This window comes from Streptomyces sp. NPDC004667 (assembly GCF_040609475.1).
GTDB lineage: Bacteria > Actinomycetota > Actinomycetes > Streptomycetales > Streptomycetaceae > Streptomyces.
Map to the genome: position 1 here is coordinate 1 of NZ_JBEXKC010000099.1, position 22,043 is coordinate 22,043.

The 22,043-nt window shown below is 73.5% G+C and carries 21 protein-coding genes and 2 pseudogenes; 11 read left to right on the forward strand and 12 right to left on the reverse strand.

What is annotated here, in order from left to right; translation table 11 throughout:
- A pseudogene (locus tag ABZW32_RS34060) lies at positions 1–157 on the forward strand (ABC transporter permease); the annotation flags it as partial.
- Here ABZW32_RS34060 and ABZW32_RS34065 read toward each other — a convergent pair.
- The gene (locus ABZW32_RS34065; RefSeq protein WP_356223679.1) at positions 138–866 is read right to left on the reverse strand and encodes a MerR family transcriptional regulator; all 729 of its coding nucleotides are present in this window, start codon (positions 864–866) and stop codon (positions 138–140) included. The pseudogene ABZW32_RS34060 and the gene ABZW32_RS34065 overlap by 20 nt on opposite strands.
- 144 nt (positions 867–1,010) lie before the next feature.
- Here ABZW32_RS34065 and ABZW32_RS34070 point away from each other — a divergent pair, with 144 nt between their 5' ends.
- Together ABZW32_RS34070 and ABZW32_RS34075 are read left to right on the forward strand one after the other, a co-directional pair.
- A complete protein-coding gene (locus ABZW32_RS34070; RefSeq protein WP_356223682.1) occupies positions 1,011–2,336 on the forward strand; it encodes a YhgE/Pip family protein in 1,326 nt (441 codons plus the stop codon).
- Positions 2,337–2,461: 125 nt separating this feature from the next.
- Positions 2,462–3,166, forward strand: coding sequence for a 2-phosphosulfolactate phosphatase (locus tag ABZW32_RS34075; RefSeq protein ID WP_356223685.1), 705 nt, complete (start codon positions 2,462–2,464; stop codon positions 3,164–3,166).
- Between the two features lie 55 nt (positions 3,167–3,221).
- Here ABZW32_RS34075 and ABZW32_RS34080 read toward each other — a convergent pair whose 3' ends face one another.
- Entirely contained in the window at positions 3,222–3,863 is a 642-nt protein-coding gene (locus tag ABZW32_RS34080; protein ID WP_356223688.1) for a hypothetical protein, read from the reverse strand.
- Positions 3,864–4,042: 179 nt separating this feature from the next.
- Here ABZW32_RS34080 and ABZW32_RS34085 point away from each other — a divergent pair, with 179 nt between their 5' ends.
- The 3 genes and pseudogenes from ABZW32_RS34085 (at position 4,043) to ABZW32_RS34095 (ending at position 6,407) form a co-directional block, all read left to right on the forward strand.
- Complete coding sequence (locus ABZW32_RS34085; protein ID WP_356223690.1) at positions 4,043–4,606, forward strand: TetR/AcrR family transcriptional regulator; 564 nt, start codon at positions 4,043–4,045, stop codon at positions 4,604–4,606.
- Positions 4,537–4,988: pseudogene (locus ABZW32_RS34090) on the forward strand (SDR family oxidoreductase). The gene ABZW32_RS34085 and the pseudogene ABZW32_RS34090 overlap by 70 nt, the downstream one beginning before the upstream one ends.
- Positions 4,989–5,123: 135 nt before the next feature.
- Positions 5,124–6,407, forward strand: a complete 1,284-nt coding sequence (locus tag ABZW32_RS34095; RefSeq protein ID WP_356223693.1) for a cation:proton antiporter — start codon at positions 5,124–5,126, stop codon at positions 6,405–6,407.
- Positions 6,408–6,505: 98 nt separating this feature from the next.
- Here ABZW32_RS34095 and ABZW32_RS34100 read toward each other — a convergent pair whose 3' ends face one another.
- The gene (locus tag ABZW32_RS34100) at positions 6,506–7,474 is read right to left on the reverse strand and encodes a helix-turn-helix domain-containing protein (RefSeq protein WP_356223695.1); all 969 of its coding nucleotides are present in this window, start codon (positions 7,472–7,474) and stop codon (positions 6,506–6,508) included.
- A gap of 52 nt (positions 7,475–7,526) precedes the next feature.
- Here ABZW32_RS34100 and ABZW32_RS34105 point away from each other — a divergent pair, with 52 nt between their 5' ends.
- Complete coding sequence (locus tag ABZW32_RS34105) at positions 7,527–7,922, forward strand: cupin domain-containing protein (protein WP_356223698.1); 396 nt, start codon at positions 7,527–7,529, stop codon at positions 7,920–7,922.
- A 146-nt stretch (positions 7,923–8,068) separates the two neighbouring features.
- The gene (locus ABZW32_RS34110) at positions 8,069–9,100 is read left to right on the forward strand and encodes an FUSC family protein (RefSeq protein WP_356223700.1); all 1,032 of its coding nucleotides are present in this window, start codon (positions 8,069–8,071) and stop codon (positions 9,098–9,100) included.
- 63 nt (positions 9,101–9,163) lie between these two features.
- Here the strand turns inward: ABZW32_RS34110 and ABZW32_RS34115 are convergent, their stop codons facing one another.
- From ABZW32_RS34115 to ABZW32_RS34140, 6 genes are all read right to left on the reverse strand, one after another.
- Complete coding sequence (locus ABZW32_RS34115) at positions 9,164–10,045, reverse strand: ABC transporter substrate-binding protein (RefSeq protein ID WP_356223730.1); 882 nt, start codon at positions 10,043–10,045, stop codon at positions 9,164–9,166.
- A 103-nt stretch (positions 10,046–10,148) separates the two neighbouring features.
- Complete coding sequence (locus tag ABZW32_RS34120) at positions 10,149–12,215, reverse strand: ABC transporter permease subunit (protein WP_356223703.1); 2,067 nt, start codon at positions 12,213–12,215, stop codon at positions 10,149–10,151.
- Between the two features lie 52 nt (positions 12,216–12,267).
- Complete coding sequence (locus ABZW32_RS34125; protein ID WP_356223705.1) at positions 12,268–13,368, reverse strand: glycine betaine/L-proline ABC transporter ATP-binding protein; 1,101 nt, start codon at positions 13,366–13,368, stop codon at positions 12,268–12,270.
- Positions 13,365–14,936 (reverse strand): GMC oxidoreductase, encoded by a 1,572-nt coding sequence (locus ABZW32_RS34130; protein ID WP_356223707.1) that lies wholly within the window; start codon positions 14,934–14,936, stop codon positions 13,365–13,367. Before ABZW32_RS34130 ends, ABZW32_RS34125 begins: the two co-directional genes overlap by 4 nt.
- Positions 14,937–14,951: 15 nt before the next feature.
- Positions 14,952–16,436 (reverse strand): aldehyde dehydrogenase family protein, encoded by a 1,485-nt coding sequence (locus ABZW32_RS34135; protein ID WP_356223709.1) that lies wholly within the window; start codon positions 16,434–16,436, stop codon positions 14,952–14,954.
- Between the two features lie 207 nt (positions 16,437–16,643).
- On the reverse strand, positions 16,644–17,216 hold the full coding sequence (locus ABZW32_RS34140) for a TetR family transcriptional regulator (protein WP_356223712.1): 573 nt from the start codon (positions 17,214–17,216) through the stop codon (positions 16,644–16,646).
- A 140-nt stretch (positions 17,217–17,356) separates the two neighbouring features.
- On the opposite strand from ABZW32_RS34140, the gene ABZW32_RS34145 reads away from it, so the two are divergent.
- Positions 17,357–18,148 carry an SDR family oxidoreductase gene (locus ABZW32_RS34145; RefSeq protein ID WP_356223714.1) on the forward strand — a complete coding sequence of 264 codons (792 nt, stop codon included), beginning with the start codon at positions 17,357–17,359 and terminating at the stop codon, positions 18,146–18,148.
- A gap of 78 nt (positions 18,149–18,226) precedes the next feature.
- On the opposite strand, the gene ABZW32_RS34150 is transcribed toward ABZW32_RS34145, so the two are convergent.
- The gene (locus tag ABZW32_RS34150; protein WP_356223717.1) at positions 18,227–19,129 is read right to left on the reverse strand and encodes a LysR family transcriptional regulator; all 903 of its coding nucleotides are present in this window, start codon (positions 19,127–19,129) and stop codon (positions 18,227–18,229) included.
- 127 nt (positions 19,130–19,256) lie between these two features.
- Between ABZW32_RS34150 and ABZW32_RS34155 the strand changes: the two genes are divergently transcribed.
- Positions 19,257–19,544 carry a DUF1330 domain-containing protein gene (locus ABZW32_RS34155; RefSeq protein WP_356223720.1) on the forward strand — a complete coding sequence of 96 codons (288 nt, stop codon included), beginning with the start codon at positions 19,257–19,259 and terminating at the stop codon, positions 19,542–19,544.
- Between the two features lie 48 nt (positions 19,545–19,592).
- On the opposite strand, the gene ABZW32_RS34160 is transcribed toward ABZW32_RS34155, so the two are convergent.
- Both ABZW32_RS34160 and ABZW32_RS34165 read right to left on the reverse strand, forming a co-directional pair.
- On the reverse strand, positions 19,593–20,651 hold the full coding sequence (locus ABZW32_RS34160; RefSeq protein ID WP_356223723.1) for an MBL fold metallo-hydrolase: 1,059 nt from the start codon (positions 20,649–20,651) through the stop codon (positions 19,593–19,595).
- Positions 20,652–20,789: 138 nt separating this feature from the next.
- Positions 20,790–21,230: a nuclear transport factor 2 family protein gene (locus tag ABZW32_RS34165; RefSeq protein WP_356223726.1), complete on the reverse strand. Its 441-nt coding sequence runs from the start codon at positions 21,228–21,230 to the stop codon at positions 20,790–20,792.
- A gap of 126 nt (positions 21,231–21,356) precedes the next feature.
- Here ABZW32_RS34165 and ABZW32_RS34170 point away from each other — a divergent pair, with 126 nt between their 5' ends.
- Positions 21,357–21,929, forward strand: coding sequence for a helix-turn-helix domain-containing protein (locus tag ABZW32_RS34170; protein ID WP_356223728.1), 573 nt, complete (start codon positions 21,357–21,359; stop codon positions 21,927–21,929).
- Positions 21,930–22,043: the final 114 nt, after the last annotated feature.

A 22,043-nucleotide genomic window follows, 5' to 3' on the forward strand; every position in this document is an offset into this window, starting at 1 on the left:
GTACCAGCCCTTCACCCCCGCCATCGAAACCCTCCGCGGCCTCCTCCTCGGCACCGAGATCGGCAACAACGGCTGGCTCGCCGTCACCTGGTGCGCGGGCCTCACCGCCCTCGGCTACCTCTGGGCGACCGCGAAGTTCAACGCCGACCCGAAGTAGTGGGCGAGGAACCCTCCGGTGACTCCGGGGCCGCGGGCCCCCGGCCCGTGCGGAAGGCCGTTCCGTCGGCCGCGACCCGGCGCCGGACCTGGTCCTCCTGGGCGAGACGCCGTAGCAGCTCGAACACCGGGGCGCAGATCGCGAAGACGATGACCGCCCGCTCCGCCAGCGCCACCGTGTCGTCGAGGCCCGCCGCCCGCTCCAGGTCCAGCCGGGCCACCGACTCGGCCAGCCTCGCGTAGGCGGCGAGCTCGCCCGGGGCGTACTGCGCGTCCAGCCGCCGCAGCTCCTTCAGCGCCACCGCGAGCCCCTCGACGTGCGGCGACGTGTCCGGTGCCCGCCAGTCCAGGGCCGCCAGCAGCTCCGACACCTCGGCCTCGGCGGTCGCCGCGGCCTCGGCCTCCGCCTCGTCGGCCTCGGCGCTCTGGGCCGCCACCGGCACCGGCAGGGCGTAGCTGACCGCTCCGAGCGCACCCTCGGAGGTGTGGGCCTGGTCGACGGCCCCGAGCACGTCACGGGTGGCGGCGATGGAGAGGCCGCCGAGCGTGGTCAGCGCCTTGATCAGACGCAGTCGCTGGGCGTGCTCCTCCCCGTACTCGGCGAGGGTCGCGGCGGTCGCCCGCCCTGCGGGCAGCAGCCCCTGCCGCAGGAAGTACTTGATGCTGGCGACCGGCACGCCGGTCCGCCGGCTGAGCTCCGAGATCTTCATACGGCCTCCCTGCCGGTCATGCGGTCCCCGTCCGGTGCGCGTCATCGGCGATTGGACACCACAACAAGATACTGCCACTATCCAGTGACTGGATACTTCAAGTATCCAGTCTCAGGAACCCTGCCGCACCGCACCGGAGAATCGATGTCTCAACCCACGCCCCCCTCCGTTCTCCGCAGACCTCGGCTGTGGATCGTGACGGGACTCATCGCCGCCGTGGTCTCGATGCTGTTCGCCCTGCTCTACGTGGGCGGCAACGTCAACCCCAAGGGCAACCTGCGCGACCTGCCCGTGGCGCTGGTCAACGCCGACAGCGGCGCCGACGCGGGCGGCCGCCACGTCAACCTGGGAGACCAGGTCGTCTCGGGGATCCAGAAGGCCGCCGAGGGCGACAAGAGCTTCGACTGGCAGGTCGTCAGCCGCGAGGAGGCCGACAAGCGGCTCGGCCGGGGCAAGGTCTTCGGCGCCCTCGTCATACCCAAGGACTTCTCCGCCACGGTGGCCGCGCTCACCTCCCCGCAGCCCGCACCCCAGGGCAAGGCCGCCCCGCCGACCCTGACCGTGCTGACCAACCAGTCGGCCGGCAGCATCGGCTCCTCCATGTCCTCCCAGGCCGCGCAGAAGGCCGCCCACGCGGCCTCCGCCCAGATCGGCCAGGAACTCCTCAAGCAGGCCGCGGCCCAGAAGACCCCGCTCCCGACGGCCGCCCAGCTGAAGCTGGCCGACCCGGTGACCGTCACCGTCGCCGACGGCCACCCCGTCGGTTCCCGCAGCGCCATGGGGCTGAGTGCCTTCTACTACGCACTGGTCCTGGTCGTCTGCGGCATGCTCGGCGCCAACCTGGTCAACTCCCAGGTCGACACCGCGCTCGGCTACCTGCACACCGACTACGGCCCGGTCCGCAAGCGCGAGCCCGTCCAGCACACCAGCCGCGTCCGCACCCTGGCCGTCGGCATGGCGCTCATGCTCGGCATGTCGCTCGTCATGGGCACCCTGGTCGAGGTCGCCACCGTCGGGATCCTCGACATGGACGCCTCCCACCTCGGCCTGCTGTGGCTCTACTCCGTCGCCACCATCGCCGTCGTCGGCATCGGCAGCCTGGCCCTCTTCGCCGCCTTCGGCACCCCCGGCATGCTGCTGGCCACCATCGTCTTCGTCGCGATGGCCGTCCCCTCCTCCGGCGCGACCGTGCCGCTCCAGGCGCTGCCCGGGTTCTTCCACGCCCTCTCCGCGTTCGAGCCGCTGCGCCAGATCACCGAGGGCATGCGCGCCATCCTGTACTACGGCGCCCAGGCCGACGCGGGCCTGACCCGCGCGTGGGCCTCCATGGGCATCGCCCTGGTCGCCGCGCTGGCCTTCGGCTTCACCGTCACCCGCCTCTACGACCGCAGGGGGCTGCACCGCATCCCCCACCCCGCCACCGCCCCGGAGACCGCGGCCGCCGAGGCCCCGGCATCCGCAACGGCCTGAGACACGGCTCGCGGTACCCCGATCGCGTCCTCGGCGACGAACCTGACCTGACACCCGGGCCGGCCCACACCGTGGGCCGGCCCGCGGCGCACCACCGCCGGCGGACGTGGACGATCATGAGCGGCATGGACACTCGCTTCCTCGGGATCCCCGATCTGGTCGAAACCCCTTCCGTGGCGGTCGTGATCGACGTCATGCGCGCCTACACCGTCGCCGCCTGGGCCTTCGCCCGGGGGGCGGAGAAGATAGTCCTGGCGGAGTCCCTGGACGACGCCCTGGCCCTCAAGGCCCGTCACCCGGACTGGGTGGCGCTCAAGGACGGCCCGGCCGCGCCCGGGTTCGACCTGGTCAACTCGCCGGGCCTGCTGCGCTCCGTCGACCTGGGCGGACGGACCGTGGTGCAGAAGACCACGGCGGGGACGGTCGGCGCCCTCGCGGTCAAGGACGCGTCGCTGGTGCTGTGCGCCGCCTTCGTGGTGGCGGAGGCGACGGCCCGGCTCCTGCGGACACGCGGGTGCGACGGTGGTGTGACGTTCGTGGTCACCGGCGAGGACGGGAAGGCCGACGAGGACCTGGCGTGCGCCCAGTACATCGCCGGGCGGGCCACCGGGTCCGGGACGGATCCGGCCGGGTTCCTCCGCCGCGCCGGCGAGTCGCGCGCCGCCGCCGAACTGGCCGGGGGTGTGCGTCTGGGAGTCCATCCGGACGACGTCGCGCTCTGTCTCGACCTCGACCGCTTCCCCTTCGCCATGGTGGCGACCCCGGAGGACTCCCTGATGGTCCTGCGTCCGTACGCCGTACCTTCGCCGGCCGACGGGGCTTCGCTCTGATCACCGGCGTCCGGCCACCGCGAGCGCGTCAGCCGACGGACGTGGGCGTTTCGGACTAGGTCGCGCCGTCCCGCAGGGCCCCCGTGGCCGGCGGCCCCGTCGGGACGGAGCCGGGCTGGGGGTCCTGCCGCGCGCGGGCCCGGTCGCGGAACCATGCGACGGCCCCGACCAGCACCGCCGCCGCGGCGCCGTAGAGGGGTAGCCACAGGGTCGTCGTGGCCGCCAGGCAGTCGGCGACGGCCTTTCCGCTCTGGTTCGCCTGGGCATAGGCCAGAGCGGCGCCGTCGCGGCCGGCCAGGTCCGCCAGCGCGGCCTCCGTCAGGAGGGCTTGGTACCTGCCCATCTCCAGGCAACCGCCGCGCGTGCCCGACATGGGGAACAGCCAGGCCCAGCGCTGGAGCATGGGGGCCAGCGCGAGCGCCACGCACAGACCGACGAGCAGCGAGTACGCGACCAGATTGCGCGCGTACCCGGTCCTGATGCCGGGCGTCCACGGCGGCCGCCCCTGGAAGGCGAGGATCACCGCCAGGAGCGTCACGCCGATGAACGTGGCGAACCACTGCCAGGAACCCTGGGCGAGCGCGAACGACAGTACGACGGCGAGTCCGATGCCCACGACCCCGGCCGGCCCGGCGGCTTCACGGCCCGCCCGGCCGGATGCCGGCGCTCGGGTCCCTCGGGAGCCGGGCTCGTTCACAGACCCCTCCTGCGTGGTCGGGAACACCAGCCTCCTCCCCGCGGAGCCGCGGGCCCGGGTGCCGTGCCGGGCGGGTCCGGCGGGCCTCCCGGATGGCCCAGCCGGCGGGGCGGCCCGGTGCGCCGGAGCATCGACAGTTATTTGACCTCAAGGTCAAAAACACTGGTGCGGTGGGCGTCATGGGCAGGCCGAAGCAGTTCGATCCGGACGTGGCGGTGGAGCGCGCGATGGGCGTGTTCTGGCGCAAGGGGTACGCGGCGACGACGCCCCAGGACCTCGTGGACGAGATCGGCATCGGCAAGGGCAGCCTCTACAACGCCTTCGGCAGCAAGCACGCCCTGTTCGAACGGGCCCTCGCGCGCTACCGGGACTCGCAGGCCGCATGGCTGGAGGCGCTCCTCGACCACCCCGGCCCGGCGAAGGACCGGCTGCGGGGCGCGCTGGAGGCACTGGTCGCACTCGACCTGGGCGACCCTGACCGACGCGGATGCATGGCGGTCAACACCGCCGCCGAGTCCGCCCCCTCGGACGCCGGGACGGCCGACACCGTACGCATGATGTTCGCGCGGACGGAGAGCGCGTTCCGGGCGACCGTCGAGGAGGGCCAGCGGGCCGGCGAGATCGACGGCGGGCCACGGACGACGCCCTGTGGGCACAAAGCTTCGAGGTCAACCTGTTCGGGACGGTACGCGTCACCCGACGGCTGCTGCCGAGCATCCTGGAGCGCCGGGGTTCGGTGGTGAACATCTCGTCGATGAGCGCCCGCATGCCGGGCACGGGTCCCATCGAGTACGGCGTCGCGAAGGCGGGCCTCAACGCCTTCGGCAAGGCGCTGTCCGAGGAGTTCGGTCCAGGGGCGTACGCGTGAACACGGTCTCCCCGGGGCCGACGCGAACCGGCATGTGGGAGGACGCCGACGGTTTCGGCGCCCGCCTAGCCGAGGCGAACGGCGTCGGGCACCGCGATTTCGTGTCCGGGGTGCCGACGGCGATGGGCATGACCACCGGCCGCATGGTCGAGCCCGACGAGGTCGCCTCCGTCGTCGCCTTCCTCGTCTCGGACCGCGCGGCCAGCGTGACCGGCGCCGACCACCACGTCGAGGGCGGTGGCATCAAAACGGTGTGAGGGGTCCGGCGCGCCCGCGCGCCGCCGCGGCGCGCGCCAAATCGCGGCGGGCCCTGCCGCCGCTCGGGGGGCCGTCGGCGGAAGATGGCACCGGGACGTGTTTCGCCGGTGTCGTTCGTGTCGGGAGGAAGAACCGTGAGCCCGTGGGCATGGATGGCGGCGGGCGCGGTGATCGCCTGCTACGCGGCGCTGTCCGGGCGGCTGTCCACCACGGTGGTGTCCGGCCCCCTGGTGTTCATGGTCGCCGGCCTGGGCATCGGCCCCCTGGGGCTGGGCCTCGTCGACGAGGCGACGGACCCGGAGTCCGTCAGGGCGCTCCTGGAGGGCGCGCTGGCGGTGGTGCTGTTCACGGGTGCGGCGGCCATTCGCAGGGCGGAGCTGCGCAGGGAACTGTTCGTGCCGCTGCGGCTGCTGGCCGTCGGGCTGCCGCTGACGTTCGCACTGGGCTGGCTGGTGGCGTGGCCGCTGCTGCCGGGCCTGGGGGTGTGGGAACTGGCGGTCGTGGCCGTCGTCCTCGGTCCCACCGATGCGGCACTGGGCCAGCAGGCCGTCTCGGACCGCAGGGTGCCCGCTCTCGTGCGACACGGTCTGGACGTCGAGTCGGGGCTCAACGACGGCCTGGCCCTGCCGTTCTTCCTCCTCGCGCTGACGGCGGCGGGCGGCGGGCAGGGCGGACAGGGCATCGGTGAGACGTTCCTGCGTGCCCTGCTGCTGAGTTCGGCGATCGGGTTGGCCGTCGGCTGGACCGTCGCGCGGCTCCTGCGCTGGTCGGCCGCGCGCACGTGGACCGCCCAGGGGTGGCGCCAGCTGGCATCACTGGCCGTTCCCGTCGTCGCCTACCCCTTGGCCGTGGAGGTCGAGGGCAGCGGGTTCATCGCCGTCTGGGTCGCCGGACTGGCCTTCGGGAACGTCCTGCGCTCATCCACCCTCGCGGGCGACGCCGCCTCCGATCCCCCGGCGGGTGCGACCGACTTCGCGGAGCGGCTCGGCGTGCTGCTCGCCTCGTTGAGCTTCCTGGCCTTCGGCGCGGCCATCCTCGGACCGGCCCTGGGCCACATGACCTGGCAGATCCCCGTCTACGCCGTACTCAGTCTCACCGCGATCCGGATGCTCCCGGTCGCCGTGGCCCTGCTGGGAACGGGGCTGCGCCCCGCGACCTTCGCGTACATCGGGTGGTTCGGCCCGCGCGGCCTCGCTTCGATCGTGTTCGGCCTGATCGCGGCCGAGGCGCACCTCCCCGGCGGCCGGGTCCTCGAGGGCGCGGTGGCGCTGACGGTGGCGCTGAGCATCTGCCTGCACGGCGCCACCGCCCCACTGCTGGGCGCCCGCTACGGCGCCTGGTACGCGCGGGCCCTCGCTGCCGACCCCCACCTCAAGGAACACGCGGACCTGCCCGCCGAGGGCATCCGCCCGCGGTGAGGGCGCCACCACCGTCCCCCTCGCCCCACCGGCGGTGGACCGCCCCGGCTCCGGCCGCTCCCCCGTCCGGCGCGGCGACCGGGCCGCCCGTCCGTCCGTCACTCCGCCCCGGCCCCGAACCGGCGCCGGTACACCGACGGGGCGACGCCGGTCTCGCGGCGCATCAGGGCGCGCAGATTGGCGGCGGTGCCGAGCCCGCTGCGCCGCGCCACCACCTCGAAGCGCGACTCGCCCCGCTCGATCAACCGGCATGCGAGGGCGAACCGTTCCCCCGTGAGCCACGACAGGGGCGTCGTCCCCAGTTGGGCCCGGAAGCGGCGGTGCAGGGTCGCCGGACTGACCGCCGCACGCGCCGCGAGGTCGGACACGGTCAGCGCCGCGTCGAGCCGCTCCTGGGCCCAGGCCAGGACCGGCGCCAGGGACTCGTCCGGCAGGTCGGGGACGGGGCGCTCCACGAACTGGCGCTGCCCGCCGTCGCGGTGGGCAGCGAAGACCAGTCGCCGGCTCACGGAGTTGGCGACCTCCGCGCCGTGGTCGCGGCGGACCACGTGCAGCCCGAGGTCGAGGGCGGCCGAGCTCCCGGCGGCGGTGAGGATGTCGCCGTCGTCCACGAACAGCACGTCCGGTTCGAGGTGGACGGAGGGGAAGCGGTCGCGGAAGGAATCGGCCCACTGCCAGTGCGCGGTGGCCCGGCGCCCGTCGAGGACTCCGGCCTCGGCCAGGGTGAAGGCTCCGCTGCAGAAGCCGATCAGGCGCGCACCGCGCGCGTGCGCCCTTCGTACGGCGTCGAGCACGGCGGGCCGGCGGGGCACCTCGACGTCGGGGCGGTTGGGGACGATCAGGGTGTCGGCCTCGTCGGCCGCTTCCAGGCCGGCGACTCCGGTGAGGGTGAAGAACCCGTCCCGCATCAGGGTGCGGGGCCCGGGAGAGCAGAGGCGGAAGTCGTAGAGGTCACGGCCGAGCTCGGGTCTGCGCAGGCCGAAGACCTCGATCGCGCAGCTGAGCTCGAAGGGGTTCGAGTTCTCGTCCACGATCACGACGACCCGGTGCAAGGATTCTTTCGCCATGTGCGATTCCTAGCACTCACACCGGCCGTGCGGAACAACCCAGGATGAACCCGTGAGCAACGAACCCATTTCCCTCAGCACGGCTCTGGCCTCCTTCGAGGCCCTGTGGAGCCCCCGCATCGTCACGCGGGTCAACGACTACGACGTCCGCATCGCCAAGGTCGGGGGCGAGCACGTCTGGCACGTCCACGAAGACACCGACGAGTTCTTCCTGGTCCTGGAGGGGGAGCTGCGCATCTCCCTGCGCGAGTCCACCGGGGAGCGTACGGTCCTGCTCCCGCGGGGGTCGGTCTTCACCGTGCCGCGCGGTACGGAGCACAAACCGCACGCTCCGTCCGGCGCGGCCATCCTGCTGTTCGAGCCCACCGGGACGCCGACCGTGGGCGACCGGCACGAGGAGGTCCCCGACCACGTGGACGCGACCACCGGCCACCCGCTCGGCACCTGAACCGGCCGCGGACCCGGCCGGTGCTCCGCCGCTCCGCGGACTGGCTCGCGGTGTGGCCGCGTTCGGGGGACCCCTGGTGGCGCCTCCCATGCGCCGCCGCACGCGTCCGGTAAGGCTTGCGCTCCGGACCGCGGATCGGTGAACGGATGAGTGCAGAGGTATGGGGGCGGGTCCGCCGGAGGGTGGCCTCCGAGGGGCCGACGGCGGCCCGGATCGCCGTCACGGTGGTCGCCGCATGGCAGACCGCCCTGTGGCTCGGCGCCGACCAGCCCCCGGTGTTCGCCGCGGTCGTGCCGCTGGTCGCGCTGCGCAGTGATCCGGCGGCGGCCTTCAGCACATCGCTGGAGCGGGTCGGTGGTGTGGTCGCGGGCGTGTTCCTGGGCATCGTCGTGCTGCAGTGGCTGCGCCCCTCCACCGCGGCGCTGGCCCTGGTGGTCTCGCTCGGCCTGGCCCTGGGGATGGTGTTGCGCGCCGGTGCCTCGCTCAACGTCCAGATCGCCGCGTCCTCCCTGCTCGTCCTGGCCAACCCCAGCCCCGACGCCTACGCCCTGGACCGGATGTGGGAGACGGCGGCCGGGGCCGCGGTCACGGTGCTCCTCGCCCCGCTGCTGTGGCCGCCGAGTCCCCGCCGGGCGATGACCGTCTCGCTACGGGAGTGCCGGCTGCGGCTCACCCGCGCACTGGACGGAACCATGCAGGTGCTGGGGACCGGCCCGGCCGCCGCCGGGGACAACCTGGACCTCGTGCTCCGTGAGACCCGGGCGGTGCGCCGGGCCGGGGACGAGGCGCGTGACGCCGAACGGGCCCTGAGGTTCAATCCGCTGCGCCGACGCGACCGCGAGGAGATCCGCGGCCTCGCGCGGCGACTGCTCCTGGCCCGCGACCTGTGTGCCGGGGTGGAGGCCCTGGCGCAGGAGGTGGCGGCGTTCGCCGGCCGGGAAGACCTCGCCGCCGATGTCGCGCGGGCCCGCCGCGAGCTGCCCGGCCTGGCCGCCGCCACGGTCCGGGCCGTGGACGAGGCCCTGGCCGGGGGCAGCGCCCGGACGGAGGTCGCAGCCGCCCGGAGCGCCTTCGCCGCGTACGCGGCCGCGGTGCGGCAGCCGGTGGCGGTGGCTCTGCGGCGGCCCTTCCGAAGGCTGCTGGACGGCCTGGACACCCCGTCGCGGCCGCCCGTCTGACGGCCCGTACGGCGGCGGGTGCCCCTCCGTCGGCGGGCCGCCGGGCGGTGGGGTGCGTGGACGTCAGGTCAGCCAGGGCTTCCAGACGTCCTCGTTGCGCTCCACCCACCTCTTCGCCGCCTGCTGGGGCGAGAGCTTCTCCTCGGCGATCATCAGTGACACCTCGTTCTGCTGTTCCTTGGTCCAGTGGAACTTCTTCAGGAAGTCGGCCGCCTTGCCGCCCGAGTCCGCGAAGCGCGTGTTCAGGTACTTCCGCAGCGGTGTGTGCGGGTAGGCGCAGGCCACCTTCTGCGGGTCGTCGGCGCAGCCTTCGGTGTACTCGGGGAGTTTCACCTCGGTCATCGGGACGCGTTCGAAGAGCCACTGGGGCTCGTACCAGTACGTCAGGAAGGGTTTATGTTCCTTCGCGAACTGCTTGATCTGGGTGATCTGCGCGGCCTCGGAGCCGGCGAAGACGACTTCGAAGTCGAGTCCGAGGTTCTTCACCAGGGCCTTGTCGTTCGTGACGTAGGACGGGGAGCCGTCCATCAGCTGGCCCTTGCCGCGGCTCTCCGAGGTGCGCAGTTGATCGGCGTACTTGTCGAGGTTCTTCCAGTCGGTGACGTCGGGATGGGCCTCGGCGAAGTAGGTGGGGACGAACCAGCCGATGTGGCCCGTCACCCCGAGGTCCCCGCCGGGGGTGATGGTCTTCTTCCCCTCGACGTACCGCTTCTCCTGCTCGGGGTGGCCCCAGTCCTCCAGGATCGCGTCGACGCGGCCCTGGCTGAGGGCGTCCCAGGCGGGGACCTCGTCGACCTGGACGGTGTCCACCCGGTAACCCAGCTCGTGTTCGAGGAGGTAGGCGGCGACGGCCGTGTTCGACTGGGCGCCGACCCACGACTGGACGGAGAGGGTGACGGTCTTCGCGCCCCGCGCCGCGGCGTACGGGGAGGACTGACGGGTCATGTCGGCCGCGCCGCAGCCGGTGAGGGCGGCGAGGGCGGTCGTGGCGGCGAGCAGGGCCGCGCCGTGGCGGCCGAGGGGGCGCCGGGGGTGTGTGCCGCGCATGTCAGGCCTCCTTCGCGGGCTGGGTGAGGCGGTCGAGCAGCAGGCCGAGGCAGACGATCGCGGCGCCGGCCACCAGGCCGGTGGCGAGGTCGCCCTGGGCGAGGCCGAGGACGACGTCGTAGCCGAGCGCGCCACCGCCGACCAGGCCGCCGATGATGACGACGGCGAGGACGAGGACCACGGCCTGGTTGACGGCCAGGAGCAACGCCGGGCGCGCGAGCGGCAGTTGGACCTGGAGTAGCAGCTGTGCACGGGTCGCGCCGAGCGAGCGGACGGATTCCACGACGGCCGGGTCCACCTCGCGCAGGCCCTGCGCGGTGATCCGTACGACGGCCGGCAGCGCGTACACCACGGCGGCCGCGGCGGCCGGTGCGCGGCCGACGCCGAACAGGGCGACCACGGGGATGAGGTAGACGAACTGCGGGAGGGTCTGGCACACGTCGAGGACGGGCCGCAGCAGCCGCTCCGCCCGGGCGCTGCGGGCGGCGCCCACGGCGATCGCGAAGCCGAGCACGAGGGTGACCGCGACGGCGGCCAGGACCTGGGAGAGGGTGTCCAGGGAGGCTTCCCACACTCCGAGCACTCCGATGGCGCCCAGGGCGAGGACGGCGGTGAGAGCGGTGCGCCAGGTGCCCGCGAGGAGGGCGAGCGCGCAGGCCAGCAGGAGGAGCAGCCACCAGGGTGCGGCCTGGAGTCCGGAGCGCAGCGGGTCGAGGATCCAGCCGGTGAAGCGGGCGGCCCAGTCGGCGGTGCCGCCGACGACGGGGACGCCCGAGTAGAGGTGGCCGGTCATCCAGGCGACGGCCGAGTTCACCGGGTCGGCGAGGGGGACGGTCCAGGAGTCGGGCCACAGGGTGCTTCCGGCGACACGGCCCGCCACGGCGGCGGCCACCGCCACGAGGAAGGTGAGGAGCCGGCCGTACCAGCCGGAGAACACCCGCCGCAGCAGGTGCTGTTCGCGGACGGGCACGGGGGTGGCGCCGATCCGGCGGCCCGCGGCGTCGGCGGTGCGGTCCAGTACGACGGCGAGCAGCACGATCGGGATGCCCGCGGCCAGGGCCGCGCCGACGTCCACGGAGGCGAGGGCCTGGTAGACGCGGTCGCCGAGGCCGCCCGCGCCGATCACGGAGGCGATGACGGCCATGGACAGGCCCGTCATGATGGCCTGGTTGACGCCGAGCAGGAGCTGTCGGCGCGCGAGCGGGAGGCGGGCGGTCAGCAGCCGCTGGCGTCCGGTCGCGCCGAGCGAGGCGGCCGCTTCCAGGACGCCCGCGTCGGCGTCGCGCAGGCCGAGGGCGGTGAGGCGGGCCATGGGGGGCGCGGCGTAGACGACGGTGGCGAGGACCGCGGCGGGCACGCCGATGCCGAAGACGAGCACCATCGGCAGCAGGTACGCGAAGGCCGGCAGGATCTGCATGGTGTCGAGTACGGGACGCAGGAGGCGGTCGGCGCGCGGGGAGAGCCCCGCGGCGAGGCCGAGCAGGGCGCCCAGTACGACGGAGGCCGCGACGGCGACGGCCATCAGCGCGAGGGTCTGCATGGTCGGCACCCACATGCCGAGCAGGCCGCAGGCGACGAAGGCGGCGGCGCAGGTCAGGGCGAGGCGGGTGCCCGCCAGGCGCCAGGCGACGAGGGCGGCCAGGGCGGTGACCCCGGTCCAGCCGGCGGCGAGCAGCAGGACGTACACGGCGCGCACGGACACCACGACGGCGTTGCTGATGTGGCCGAAGAAGTAGAGGAAGAGGGGGTGGCTGTCGCGGTGGTCGATGATCCAGTCGCCGGCGCGGCCGAGCGGGCCGGACAGGTCGGCCGTGAGGGCCGCGGGCCAGCTGCCAGCGCCCGGGAAGGCCACGGCGAGCGGGATCAGCAGGGCGACGGCGACGCCCATCGGGACGAGGAACGCGCGGCGCGCGGCGAGGGCGGCCAGGGGTCTGCGGGGTTGGTCCTGGGGAGCGGACGCGGCGGCGGAACTCGGGCCGGCGGACCGTTCGAGGGACTGCGGGGCCTGCGAGGGGCCGGCGGCGCGGGTCGGGGTGTGGGTCGGGGTGTGGGTCGGGGTCGGGCTCATGCGCACCGCCTCCGGATGCCGGGGGCGGGGGCCGCGGGAAGGGCCGGGCGGGTCATGCCGCCACCCCCCGTCCGGTGCCGGCCGGAAGTCCGGCCACGACGGCGAGCAGCCCGGCGTCGTCGACCACGCCCAGGCAGCGGCCGTGGTCGACGACACGGGCCGGGCCGCCGCTGCGGGCGACGGCCTGGATGGCCTCGACCACGGTGGTGGCGGGGGCCAGGGCCGGCCCCTGCTCGGCCTCGCCCGCGGCCGCGGGGCGCATCGCGCTGCGGACGGTGAGCACCTGTTCGCGGGGGACGTCGCGGACGAAGTCCCGTACGTAGTCGTCGGCGGGCGAGCCGACGATCTCCTCGGGCGTGCCGAGCTGCACGATGCGGCCGTCGCGCATCAGCGCGATCCGGTCGCCCAGGCGCAGGGCCTCGGCGAGGTCGTGGGTGATGAAGACCATGGTGCGGCCCTCCTCGTGGTGGAGCCGGGCGACCTCCTCCTGCATCTCCCTGCGGATGAGGGGGTCGAGCGCGCTGAACGGCTCGTCGAACAGCAGGACCTCGGGGTCGGCGGCCAGGGCACGGGCCAGGCCGACGCGCTGCTGCTGGCCTCCGGAGAGCTGGCCGGGGCGGCGCTCCTCCAGTCCTTCGAGGCCGACCTTGGCGACGAGTTGGGCGGCCTTGTCCCGGCGGTCACCGCGGCCGACGCCCTGGATCTCCAGTCCGTAGGCGACGTTGTCCAGGACGTTGCGGTGCGGGAGGAGGCCGAAGTGCTGGAAGACCATGGCGGCGCGGTGGCGGCGCAGTGCCCGCAGCCGGGCGGGGTCCATGGCGAGGACGTCCTCGCCGTCGATGGAAAGGCTTCCGGCGGTGGGTTCGATGAGCCGGGTGAGGCAGCGTACGAGGGTGGACTTGCCGGAGCCGGACAGGCCCATCACGACGAAGACCTCGCCCTTGCGGACGTCGAAGGTGACGTCGCGGACGGCGGCGGTGCAGCCGGTGCGCTCGCGCAGTTCGGCGGCGGACAGGCCGGTGGCGTCGGCGGATCCGGGGACCCGGGCGGCCGCCTTCGCTGGGCCGAAGACCTTCCAGAGGCCGTCCACGGCGAAGACGGGGGGTGCCGAGGGGCTGGTGGCGGGGGATGTGGCTCCGGGGGTGGTGTTCATCGGGTGCCGCCTTCCCGGGCCAGCAGTTCGGCCGCCTTCTCGCCGACCATGAGCACTCCGATCATCGGGTTGACCGCGGGCATCGTCGGGAAGACGGAGGCGTCCGCGATGCGGATGCCTTCGAGTCCGCGGATCTTCAGGTCCGGGCCCACCACGGCGCCGGGGTCGTCGGCGGCGCCCATCCGGCAGGTTCCGGCGGGGTGGTAGACGGTGTGCGCGACGGAGCGGGCATAGGCGCTCAGCTCCTCGTCGCCGGTGATCTCCGGGCCGGGGCACACCTCGCGCCCCAGCCAGTCGGCCAGCGGCCGGGTCGCGGCGATCTCGCGGGCGAGCTTGATGCCGTCCACCAGGGTCCGGCCGTCGTAGTCGTCCTCGTCGGTGAAGTAGCGGAAGTCCAGGGCCGGTTTGACCTCGGGGTCGGCGCTGGTCAGGTAGAGGCGGCCGCGGCTGCGGGGCTTGGGGATGTTCGGGGTCATCGACACCCCGTGCGCGGGGCGTTCGTAGCCGATGCGCTCGGGATTGTCGGTGAAGGGGACCTGGTAGAAGTGGAACATCAGGTCGGGCCCGGCGGAGTCGGGGTCGCGCCGGACGAACAGCCCGGCGTCGCTGTCCATCGCGGAGTTCTCGGGTATCGGGCCGTCGGTCTCCCAGACGATCACCGATTCGGGGTGGTCGAGCAGGTTCTCCCCCACTCCGGGCAGGTCGTGCAGCGGCGGGATGCCGAGGGCTTCCAGGTCGGCGCGCGGGCCGATGCCCGAGTGCAGCAGCAGCCGCGGGGTGTCGACGGCCCCGGCGCACACCAGTACCTCGCGGCGGGCGGTGACCAGCGACCGCGTCCCGTCCTCGGCCCGTACGTGGACGCCCCGCGCGCGGGTGCCGTCGAGTTCGAGGCGGTGCGCCCAGGTCTCCAGGAGGATCCGGAGGTTGGGGCGTTCGTCCATCACGGGGTGGAGGTAGGCCACCGACGCGGAGGAGCGCTTGTTGTCCTCCGGGTGGTAGGCGAGGTCGAAGAAGCCGGCGCCCTCGTGGAAGGGCTTCTCGTTGAACCCCTCGACGCGCGGGACGCCCAGGGCGGTCTGCGCGGAGTCGACGAAGTCGCGCGCGATGGCGTTGCGGTCCTTCTCGGCCACCGGGACGATGTTGTTCAGGAGCTTGTCGAAGTACGGGTCCATGGCGGCGGCGTGCCAGCCCTCGGCTCCCGCGCGTTCCCACTCGTCCCAGTCGGACGGGAGCGGCTTGAAGGCGATGAGGGTGTTGTGGGAGGAGCAGCCGCCGAGGACGCGGGCGCGGCTGTGGCGGATGTGCGAGTTGCCGCGGGGCTGCTCGGTGGTGGGGTAGTCGTAGTCGAGCTCTCCACCGAGGAGCCCCATCCAGCGGCGCAGGGTGAGCACTTCGGGGCGGTCGACGTCGCTGGGGCCGCCCTCGATGACGGCGACGGTGACGTCGGGGTCCTCGGTCAGGCGGGAGGCGATCACCGAGCCGGCGGTGCCGCCGCCGACGACGACGTAGTCGTACTCCTGCTCCGCGGGGGCGTGCGTGGGGGTGGGGGTGGGCGCGGGGGTGTTCATGGCTCTGTTCCTCCTTCAGCCCGCGAACCAGCGCACGGGGCGGGGGGCGAGGTTCTGGTACACGTGCTTGGTCTCGCGGTACTCGGCCAGGCCCGAGGGGCCCAGTTCGCGGCCGGTGCCGGACTTGCCGAAGCCGCCCCACTCGGCCTGCGGGAGGTAGGGGTGGAAGTCGTTGATCCAGACGGTGCCGTGGCGCAGCCGGCCCGCCACGCGGCGGCCCCGGCCCGCGTCGGAGGTCCACACCGCGCCGGCGAGCCCGTACTCCGTGTCGTTGGCCAGCGCGACGGCCTCCGCCTCGGTACGGAAGGTCTCGACGGTCAGCACCGGCCCGAAGACCTCCTCCCGTACGACGCGCATCCCGCGGTGGCAGCCGTCCAGCACGGTCGGCCGGTAGAACCAGCCGGGCCCGTCGGGGCGGTGTCCGCCCGCGCGGAGCACGGCGCCCTCGGCGAGGGCGGAGGCCACGTACTCCTCGGTGCGCTCGCGCTGGGCGGCCGAGACCAGCGGTCCGCACTCCACGCCCGGGTCGGTGCCGCGGCCGATGCGGATCCGGTCGGCCCGGCGGGCGAGTTCGGCGACGAAGCGCTCGGCGACGCCCTCCTCGACGATCAGGCGGGAGCCGGCGGAGCAGACCTGGCCGCTGTGCATGAAGGCGGCGTTGAGGGCCTGGTCGACGGCGGTGTCGAAGCCTTCCTCGGTGGCGCAGGCGTCGGCGAAGACCACGTTGGGGTTCTTGCCGCCGAGTTCGAGGGCGACCTTCTTGACGGAGTCGGCGGCCGCGCGCATCACCTTCGTACCGCTGGTGAGCCCGCCGGTGAAGGAGACGAGGTCGACGTCGGGGTGGGCGGCGAGCCGCGCGCCGACGGGGTCGCCGGGGCCGGTGACCAGGTTGGCGACACCGGCCGGCAGACCGGCCTCCACCAGCAGGCCGATGAGGGCCGCGGTGGACAGCGGGGTGATCTCGCTGGGCTTGAGCACGAAGGTGTTGCCGGCGGCGAGGGCGGGGGCGATCTTCCAGGAGGCCTGCAGGAGCGGGTAGTTCCAGGGGGTGATCAGGGCGCAGACCCCGACCGGCTCGTGGACGACGACGCTGTGGACGTCGGGGGTCCCGGCGTCCACGACGCGTCCCGCGCTCTCGCCGGCGACGAGGTCCGCGAAGTAGCGGAAGGCGGCGGCGACGCAGTCCACGTCCGCACGGCCCTCTTCCAGGGTCTTGCCCGCGTCGAGGCTCTCCAGCAGGCCGAGGCGGTCGCGGTCGCGGTGGAGCAGGTCGGCGGTGCGGCGCAGCAGTGCGGCCCGCTCCGGGACGGGGGTCCGTGGCCACTGTCCGCTGTCGAAGGCGGCGCGGGCCGCGCCGACGGCCGCGTCGGTGTCCGCGGCGCCCGCCTCGGCGACGACGGCGAGGACCGTGCCGTCGGCCGGGTCGAGGACCTCTCGGGTGGCTCCTGATACCGCGGAACGCCAGGTCCCGGCGATGTGGATGGTGCTCTGCTCGGACACGACGCGCTGTACCTCCGATTCCGGCGCCGCGGACTGCCCGCGACGGCGATGCTCGGGCCCGCCTGCCCCGGTCCTGCGGAGGCATGTCCCATCGGTCACGGGAAGTGACGGGAGTCACTTCCCGCCCCCATGGGGAGATATGGGGCACATCGTGCATATCGCACACTCAGACGCGTTCTCGGCGCTCGGATCGCCCGCCGCCGAGGCCTACCGAATACGCGACGGGGTGAGCTTCGTCAGGATCAGCAGGGTGTCGACGAGGTCCTCCGCGGGGGCGCCGGTGGCCAGGCGACGCAGCTGCTGCCCGAAGACCAGGGCGACGGCCACGCCCGCCAGGCGCTCGGGGTCGGGCACTGCGAGCTGGGTCAGGATCCGGGTGGCCAGCAGGTCGTAGGCGGCGAAGCAGTCGGCCGCGGCGGTGCGCAGCCGCTCGTCGCGGCCTGCCTGGACGTACAGCTCGAAGGGCGCGATGTGGCGGCTGTCGAAGGCGTTGCCGCCGGCGACCCTCGCCACCGCCTCGGCCGCCTGCCCGATGTCGAAGGGCTCGTCGGCGCAGGCGTCCGCCAGGGCAGTGAAGTGCCGGGTCTCCTCGGCCACGAAGTGCAGCAGGCTCTCGCGCAGGAGCTCGTGCTGGGTGGCGAAGTGGTAGGTGACGGAACCGAGGGAGACTCCGGCCTCCTTGGCGATCCGCCGGTTGGTGACGGCCGCGATGCCGTCCTGCCCGATGATCCGCAGTACGGCGTCGACGATGCTCTGGCGGGTGTCGGAGGCGTGGGGCATGTCGGCATTCTGCCCCATCGTCCTGCCCGGACGCCCCTGCGGGAGGAGGGAGTTGGGGGCGGACGGGTGTGGACACCGTACGGAGTGGTCCCTACTGTTCGTTCGAACGAACAGTAGAAGGACGTCACACAGGAGTCGTCGTGGACCTTTCCGGATCGAACGTTCTGCTCACCGGGGCCACCGGGGGCATCGGCTCCACCCTGGCCGCGCGCCTGACCGCGCAGGGGGCCCGCCTCACCGTCACCGGGCGGCGGCCGGAGGCCCTCAAGGCCACGGCGGAAGCCTGCGGCGCACGCGCCGTCGTCGCCGACCTCGCCGTCCGGTCCGATGTCGTCCGCCTCGCCGGAGCCTGCACCGAGGCGGACGTCCTCGTCGCGAACGCCGCGCTGCCCGCCAGCGGCGAACTCCTCGACTACACCGAGGAGCAGCTCGACCGCGCCCTCGACGTGAACCTGCGTGCGCCCCTCCTGCTGTCCCGGTTGCTCGCGGAGCACATGGTCGCCCGCGGCCGCGGCCACATCGTGCTGGTCGGATCCATCTCCGGCAAGGCGGCGACGAGGTCCACCTCGTTGTACAACGCGACCAAGTTCGGGCTGCGCGGATTCGCCCTCGCCCTGCGCCAGGAGCTCCGGGGCACGGGGGTGGGGGTGTCCCTGGTCCAGCCCGGTTTCGTCCGGGACGCGGGGATGTTCGCGGACACCGGTGCCACGACGCCGAACGGCATCAGGACCGTCACGCCCGGCCAGGTCGCCGACGGCGTCGTACGGGCCGTCCGCCGTGACCTCTGCGAGGTCAACGTGGCGCCGCTGGAGCTGCGGCTGCTGAGCGCCATCGCCGGCCAGTTCCCCGGGTTCGCCGAGCGGATGCAGGCGCGGGCGGACGTCGACGGCACCGTGCGCCGGATGGTCGAGTCCCAGCGCGCACGCCGTTAGGCCGTCTCCCCTTTCACGGTCCGGGAGGTGGAGCCCTCCTGTGGCGGACCGTCGGCCGGCCGGACCCCCTCTCGCGCGTCAGTCCGGCAGCCAGTGCAGCTCGTGCGCCAGGGTTTTGGCTACGGCACGGATGCGGCGGTGCAGTGGCGACTGCTCGCGCGGGAGGACCAGGTGGATGGTCAGGCTGGGCGCGCCCCGCAGCGGCCGCCAGGTGAGACCGGCCGGCTGTACCGTGGCCGCGGCTTCTCCGGCCGGGGCGAGGGTGACGCCGTCGCGCAGGTCTCGCTGAGACATGTCGAAAGAGACCGCGGGTGTGTGGAATCGGGGGTGTGGCCGGATGTCCCGGAACAGTGCGGACAGCTGATCGTGGATCACGGGGTTGGCCGCACGGTCCGGGAGTCGCAGCGGATGCGCGGCCGCGTCGGCGATCTCGATCTCCGGGTGTTCGGCCAGTGGATGGTGCTGTGCCAGCTGGACCCCGATGCGCTGACGCCGCAGCAGGAACCGGCGCACGCCACGGCCCGGTTGTTCACCGCGGGTGATCCCGGCATCGATGCGGCCGTCGGCGACCGCGGGGGAGATCTCCGGTGTCGCCATCGGGACCGCGCCGACCTCGAGTCGGCTGTTGTCGCGCATCAGTCCGTCCACCAGGGCCGGTGTCGTCTCGGCCCCGGTGCTGAGGCTGTATCCGATGCGCAGCGTGCCCAGTTCACCGGCCGCCGCGCTCCGGGCGGTGTCCCACGCCCGGTCCAGCGCCGCCAGCGCGGGTGGCGCGGACTCCGCCAAAGCCGCGCCGGCCGTGGTCAATACGACGTTGCGCGTGTCGCGGATCAGCAGGGCCGTACCGAGTTCCGCCTCCAATCGGCGCATCCGGGCGCTGAGTGCGGGCTGTGCGATACCGATCCGTGCGGCCGCGCGGGTGAAGTTCAACTCCTGTGCCAGCACCAGGAAGTACCGCAGGCTCACCGTGTCCGGCGCCACGCGCCCTCCCCGCCGATTGATAACGATCCGTTCTGACTCTATCCCGTACCGGTCTTTCCCTCGCCCGCACGTCAAGCCCTAACCTGCGCATGCCGGGATCGTGTCCGGCCGAACACAGGAGGTTTCCATGGCCAAGGGCTACTGGGTCAGTGTCTACCCCGCCATTTCCGACCCTGAGGGGCTGGCCGCCTACGACGAGCTGGCCCGCCCGGCCGTCCAGGCCGGGGGCGGGCGCGTCCTGTCCCGTGGCGGTCGAGTCGTCGCCCACGAGGCCGGAATCACGCAACGCGTCGTACTGGTCGAGTTCGACAGCTTTGAACGGGCCGTCGCGGCATACGAGAGCGAGGCGTACCAGAAGGCGCTGGTGGCCCTCCCCGACGAGCGCGACTTCCGCATCGTCGAAGGCATCGACTGACCGCGGATCCGGGCGGGGCGGCTCAATCGTGCGAGGACCGGGCGGGGTTCAGCCGTCGGGTGGGGCGGGGTCGTGGAGCCGGGGCCGGGGCCGGGACCAGGGCGCGTCGGGGTCGCCGGACTCCGGCCGCAGCCCGAGCTCCCGGAGCTGGTTCACCGCCATCAGCGCGGTGAACATCGCGTTCGGGTTGGCGCCGCTGACGCCGAGTTCGGCGGCGCTCTGCGCGTACCGGGCGGTGAACGCACCGGGCCTGGCGCGCCCGCTCTCCCCGGTCAGCCCGAGGGCCGCCTCCTGCAGGGCGGTGGCCTGCTCCAGGAGCCCGTCCAGGTAGGACACCACCTCGGCGCCGCGGCGCACGGTGAAGGTGTGCCCGTCGGTGAGGAGTGCGGCTCGTCCCTCCTCGAAGAGGAGGGCGACCGCGCCGAGCACGGTCTGGATCTTGAGCTGGTCGGCGTCGGCCATCGCACCGCAGGGTCCGTTGCCCTCGTCGGAGAGGTGCAGGACACCGCAGTCCCTCAGGTGCACGATCACGTGCCCCGCGCAGTGGCCCTGGCTGCGCAGCACGCGGACCGCGCCGTCGGCGAAGGTCCAGCCGGTGAACCGGAGCGAGCCGATGCGGATCCGCTCCAGCGGCCGCTCCTCGTAGGTCCGGGTCGTCGCGCCGAAGGGCCGGAGCGGCCGGAAGAGCGAGAGCAGCTGTTCGGCGGCCTCCGCGGGCGCCGGGCCCGGCTCCGGTGCGGCGATGCGCTCGAAGGCCCGCGCCCAGTACGCCGCCGGGTCCCGCATCTGGTCGAGGTCCCGGGCCGGCACGAAGTGTTCGACCGGGACACCCAGTTCATCGGCCAGGTCGTTGTTGCCGATGTGGTCCGGATGGCCGTGCGTGGTGAGCACCAGCGCCCGCGACCAGGGTCCGACGCGGTCGGCGGCCTCGCGCAGTGCCGCGCGGAAGGCGTCCGTGACACCGGTGTCCACGAGCACCAGGGTGTCGCCGGTCCGGTGGACGAGGGCGTTGGCGACGTCCGGCTGCCCACGCTCGACAGCGAGTTCCTGTCCCAGGACCAGCACGGTCGCGCCGTCGATCCCGATCGAGTCACCGAGTGCGGTCACACGTCCTCCCGCGGTCCCGTCCCGCCCGGTCCGGACCCGGTTCGCCGCGCGGCCGTTGGCGGCGGACGGCGACGGGCCCGATCACGAGCGTACGCCGCACCGGGTGCGGCGGCCCCCCGGATCTCCGGCCGGTACGCGCTACTCGTCTTGCAGGGCCGCCACCAGCGCGGGCAGGTCGCCGCCGGCCACGGCGAGGGCGAGGTGGTCGTGGTAGTCGCGGCTGCTGACGATCAGGCCGTCACGGACCCGCAGCACCTGGATGTTGGCGGCCTCGAAGGTCCGCCCGGTGTCGCGGTGAAGCACGTGGTAGTCGAACTCGGCGACGACCACCTCCGCGTCGTCGGTCTCCCGCACGACCACGTTCGCCGGGGTCAGTTCCACGGGCGAACTCGCGGCGACCTGGGCGAACCGCTCCCCGAGCACGGCCCGCCCCACGAACCGGCGCGGTCCGACCGGCGCGAAGACGGTCTCCACGACGGCGTCCTCGGCATAGAGCTCGGCGAGCTCCGTGTACCGCCCCGCCCCGATGCCCTCGATCAGCTTCTGGAAGACCTCGCGCGGTGACAGTGCTTCGGGCATGACGAACCTCCGGTGGGATCCGCGGCTACAATCGGACTGGCAACTCCGTTTTCACGATACGGACTGAGCACTCCGGTTGTCCAGGGTCTCGGGATGCCGCCGACGACGGCGAAGGGTGGAAGAGGGATGGCCGGCGCGCAGGAACGCCCGCTGCGGGCGGACGCGGCCCGTAACCGGGCCAGGCTGCTGGACGTGGCGACGGAGGTGTTCACCACACGCGGGGTAGGCGTGCCGACCGAGGAGATCGCCCGGATCGCGGGGGTCGGGGTCGGCACGCTCTTCAGGCACTTCCCCACCAAGGAGGCGCTGCTGGAGGCGGTGATGGTGCGCAGGCTGGAGGAAATGGCCGCCCGGACCGCACGGTTGGCCGCGGAGGCGGATCCCGCCGAAGCCTTCTTCGCCTGCTTCCGCCTGCTGGTGGAGCAGTCCGAGGGGAAGAACGAGCTCGCCGGGGCGCTCGCCGCGGCCGGTGTGGACGTCCACGCGTCCCTGCGGGGGCCGACCGTGGAGATCCAGGCCCGGCTGGGCGATCTGCTGGCCGGGGCGCAGCGGGCCGGGGCGGTCCGGCCGGAGCTGGGGCTGGCGGAGTCCGTCGCCCTCCTGGCCGGCACCGGCAGGGCCCTGGAGCAGCTGGGAGCGGATCCGGCGCCCCGGGAGCGGATCTTCGAGGTGGTCTTCGACGGAATGCGGCCACGCTGAGGCGCCCTGCGGCCCGAGCCGGGCTGGGCCGAGCTGGGCCGGGCCGAGCTGGGCCGAGCTGGGCTGGGCCCCGACGGCGGCCGGCGGTGGATGGCGGTGGTCGGCGGTGCCCCT

What these genes read in the sequence shown, in the direction of transcription:
- ABZW32_RS34065 (WP_356223679.1), bottom strand. Translation starts at nt 866, where the DNA reads ATGAAGATCTCGGAGCTCAGCCGGCGGACCGGCGTGCCGGTCGCCAGC.
- ABZW32_RS34070 (WP_356223682.1), top strand. Translation starts at nt 1,011, where the DNA reads ATGTCTCAACCCACGCCCCCCTCCGTTCTCCGCAGACCTCGGCTGTGG.
- ABZW32_RS34075 (WP_356223685.1), top strand. Translation starts at nt 2,462, where the DNA reads ATGGACACTCGCTTCCTCGGGATCCCCGATCTGGTCGAAACCCCTTCC.
- ABZW32_RS34085 (WP_356223690.1), top strand. Translation starts at nt 4,043, where the DNA reads ATGGGCAGGCCGAAGCAGTTCGATCCGGACGTGGCGGTGGAGCGCGCG.
- ABZW32_RS34100 (WP_356223695.1), bottom strand. Translation starts at nt 7,474, where the DNA reads ATGGCGAAAGAATCCTTGCACCGGGTCGTCGTGATCGTGGACGAGAAC.
- ABZW32_RS34110 (WP_356223700.1), top strand. Translation starts at nt 8,069, where the DNA reads ATGAGTGCAGAGGTATGGGGGCGGGTCCGCCGGAGGGTGGCCTCCGAG.
- ABZW32_RS34115 (WP_356223730.1), bottom strand. Translation starts at nt 10,045, where the DNA reads ATGACCCGTCAGTCCTCCCCGTACGCCGCGGCGCGGGGCGCGAAGACC.
- ABZW32_RS34120 (WP_356223703.1), bottom strand. Translation starts at nt 12,215, where the DNA reads ATGAGCCCGACCCCGACCCACACCCCGACCCACACCCCGACCCGCGCC.
- ABZW32_RS34125 (WP_356223705.1), bottom strand. Translation starts at nt 13,368, where the DNA reads ATGAACACCACCCCCGGAGCCACATCCCCCGCCACCAGCCCCTCGGCA.
- ABZW32_RS34130 (WP_356223707.1), bottom strand. Translation starts at nt 14,936, where the DNA reads ATGAACACCCCCGCGCCCACCCCCACCCCCACGCACGCCCCCGCGGAG.
- ABZW32_RS34140 (WP_356223712.1), bottom strand. Translation starts at nt 17,216, where the DNA reads ATGCCCCACGCCTCCGACACCCGCCAGAGCATCGTCGACGCCGTACTG.
- ABZW32_RS34155 (WP_356223720.1), top strand. Translation starts at nt 19,257, where the DNA reads ATGGCCAAGGGCTACTGGGTCAGTGTCTACCCCGCCATTTCCGACCCT.
- ABZW32_RS34165 (WP_356223726.1), bottom strand. Translation starts at nt 21,230, where the DNA reads ATGCCCGAAGCACTGTCACCGCGCGAGGTCTTCCAGAAGCTGATCGAG.
- ABZW32_RS34170 (WP_356223728.1), top strand. Translation starts at nt 21,357, where the DNA reads ATGGCCGGCGCGCAGGAACGCCCGCTGCGGGCGGACGCGGCCCGTAAC.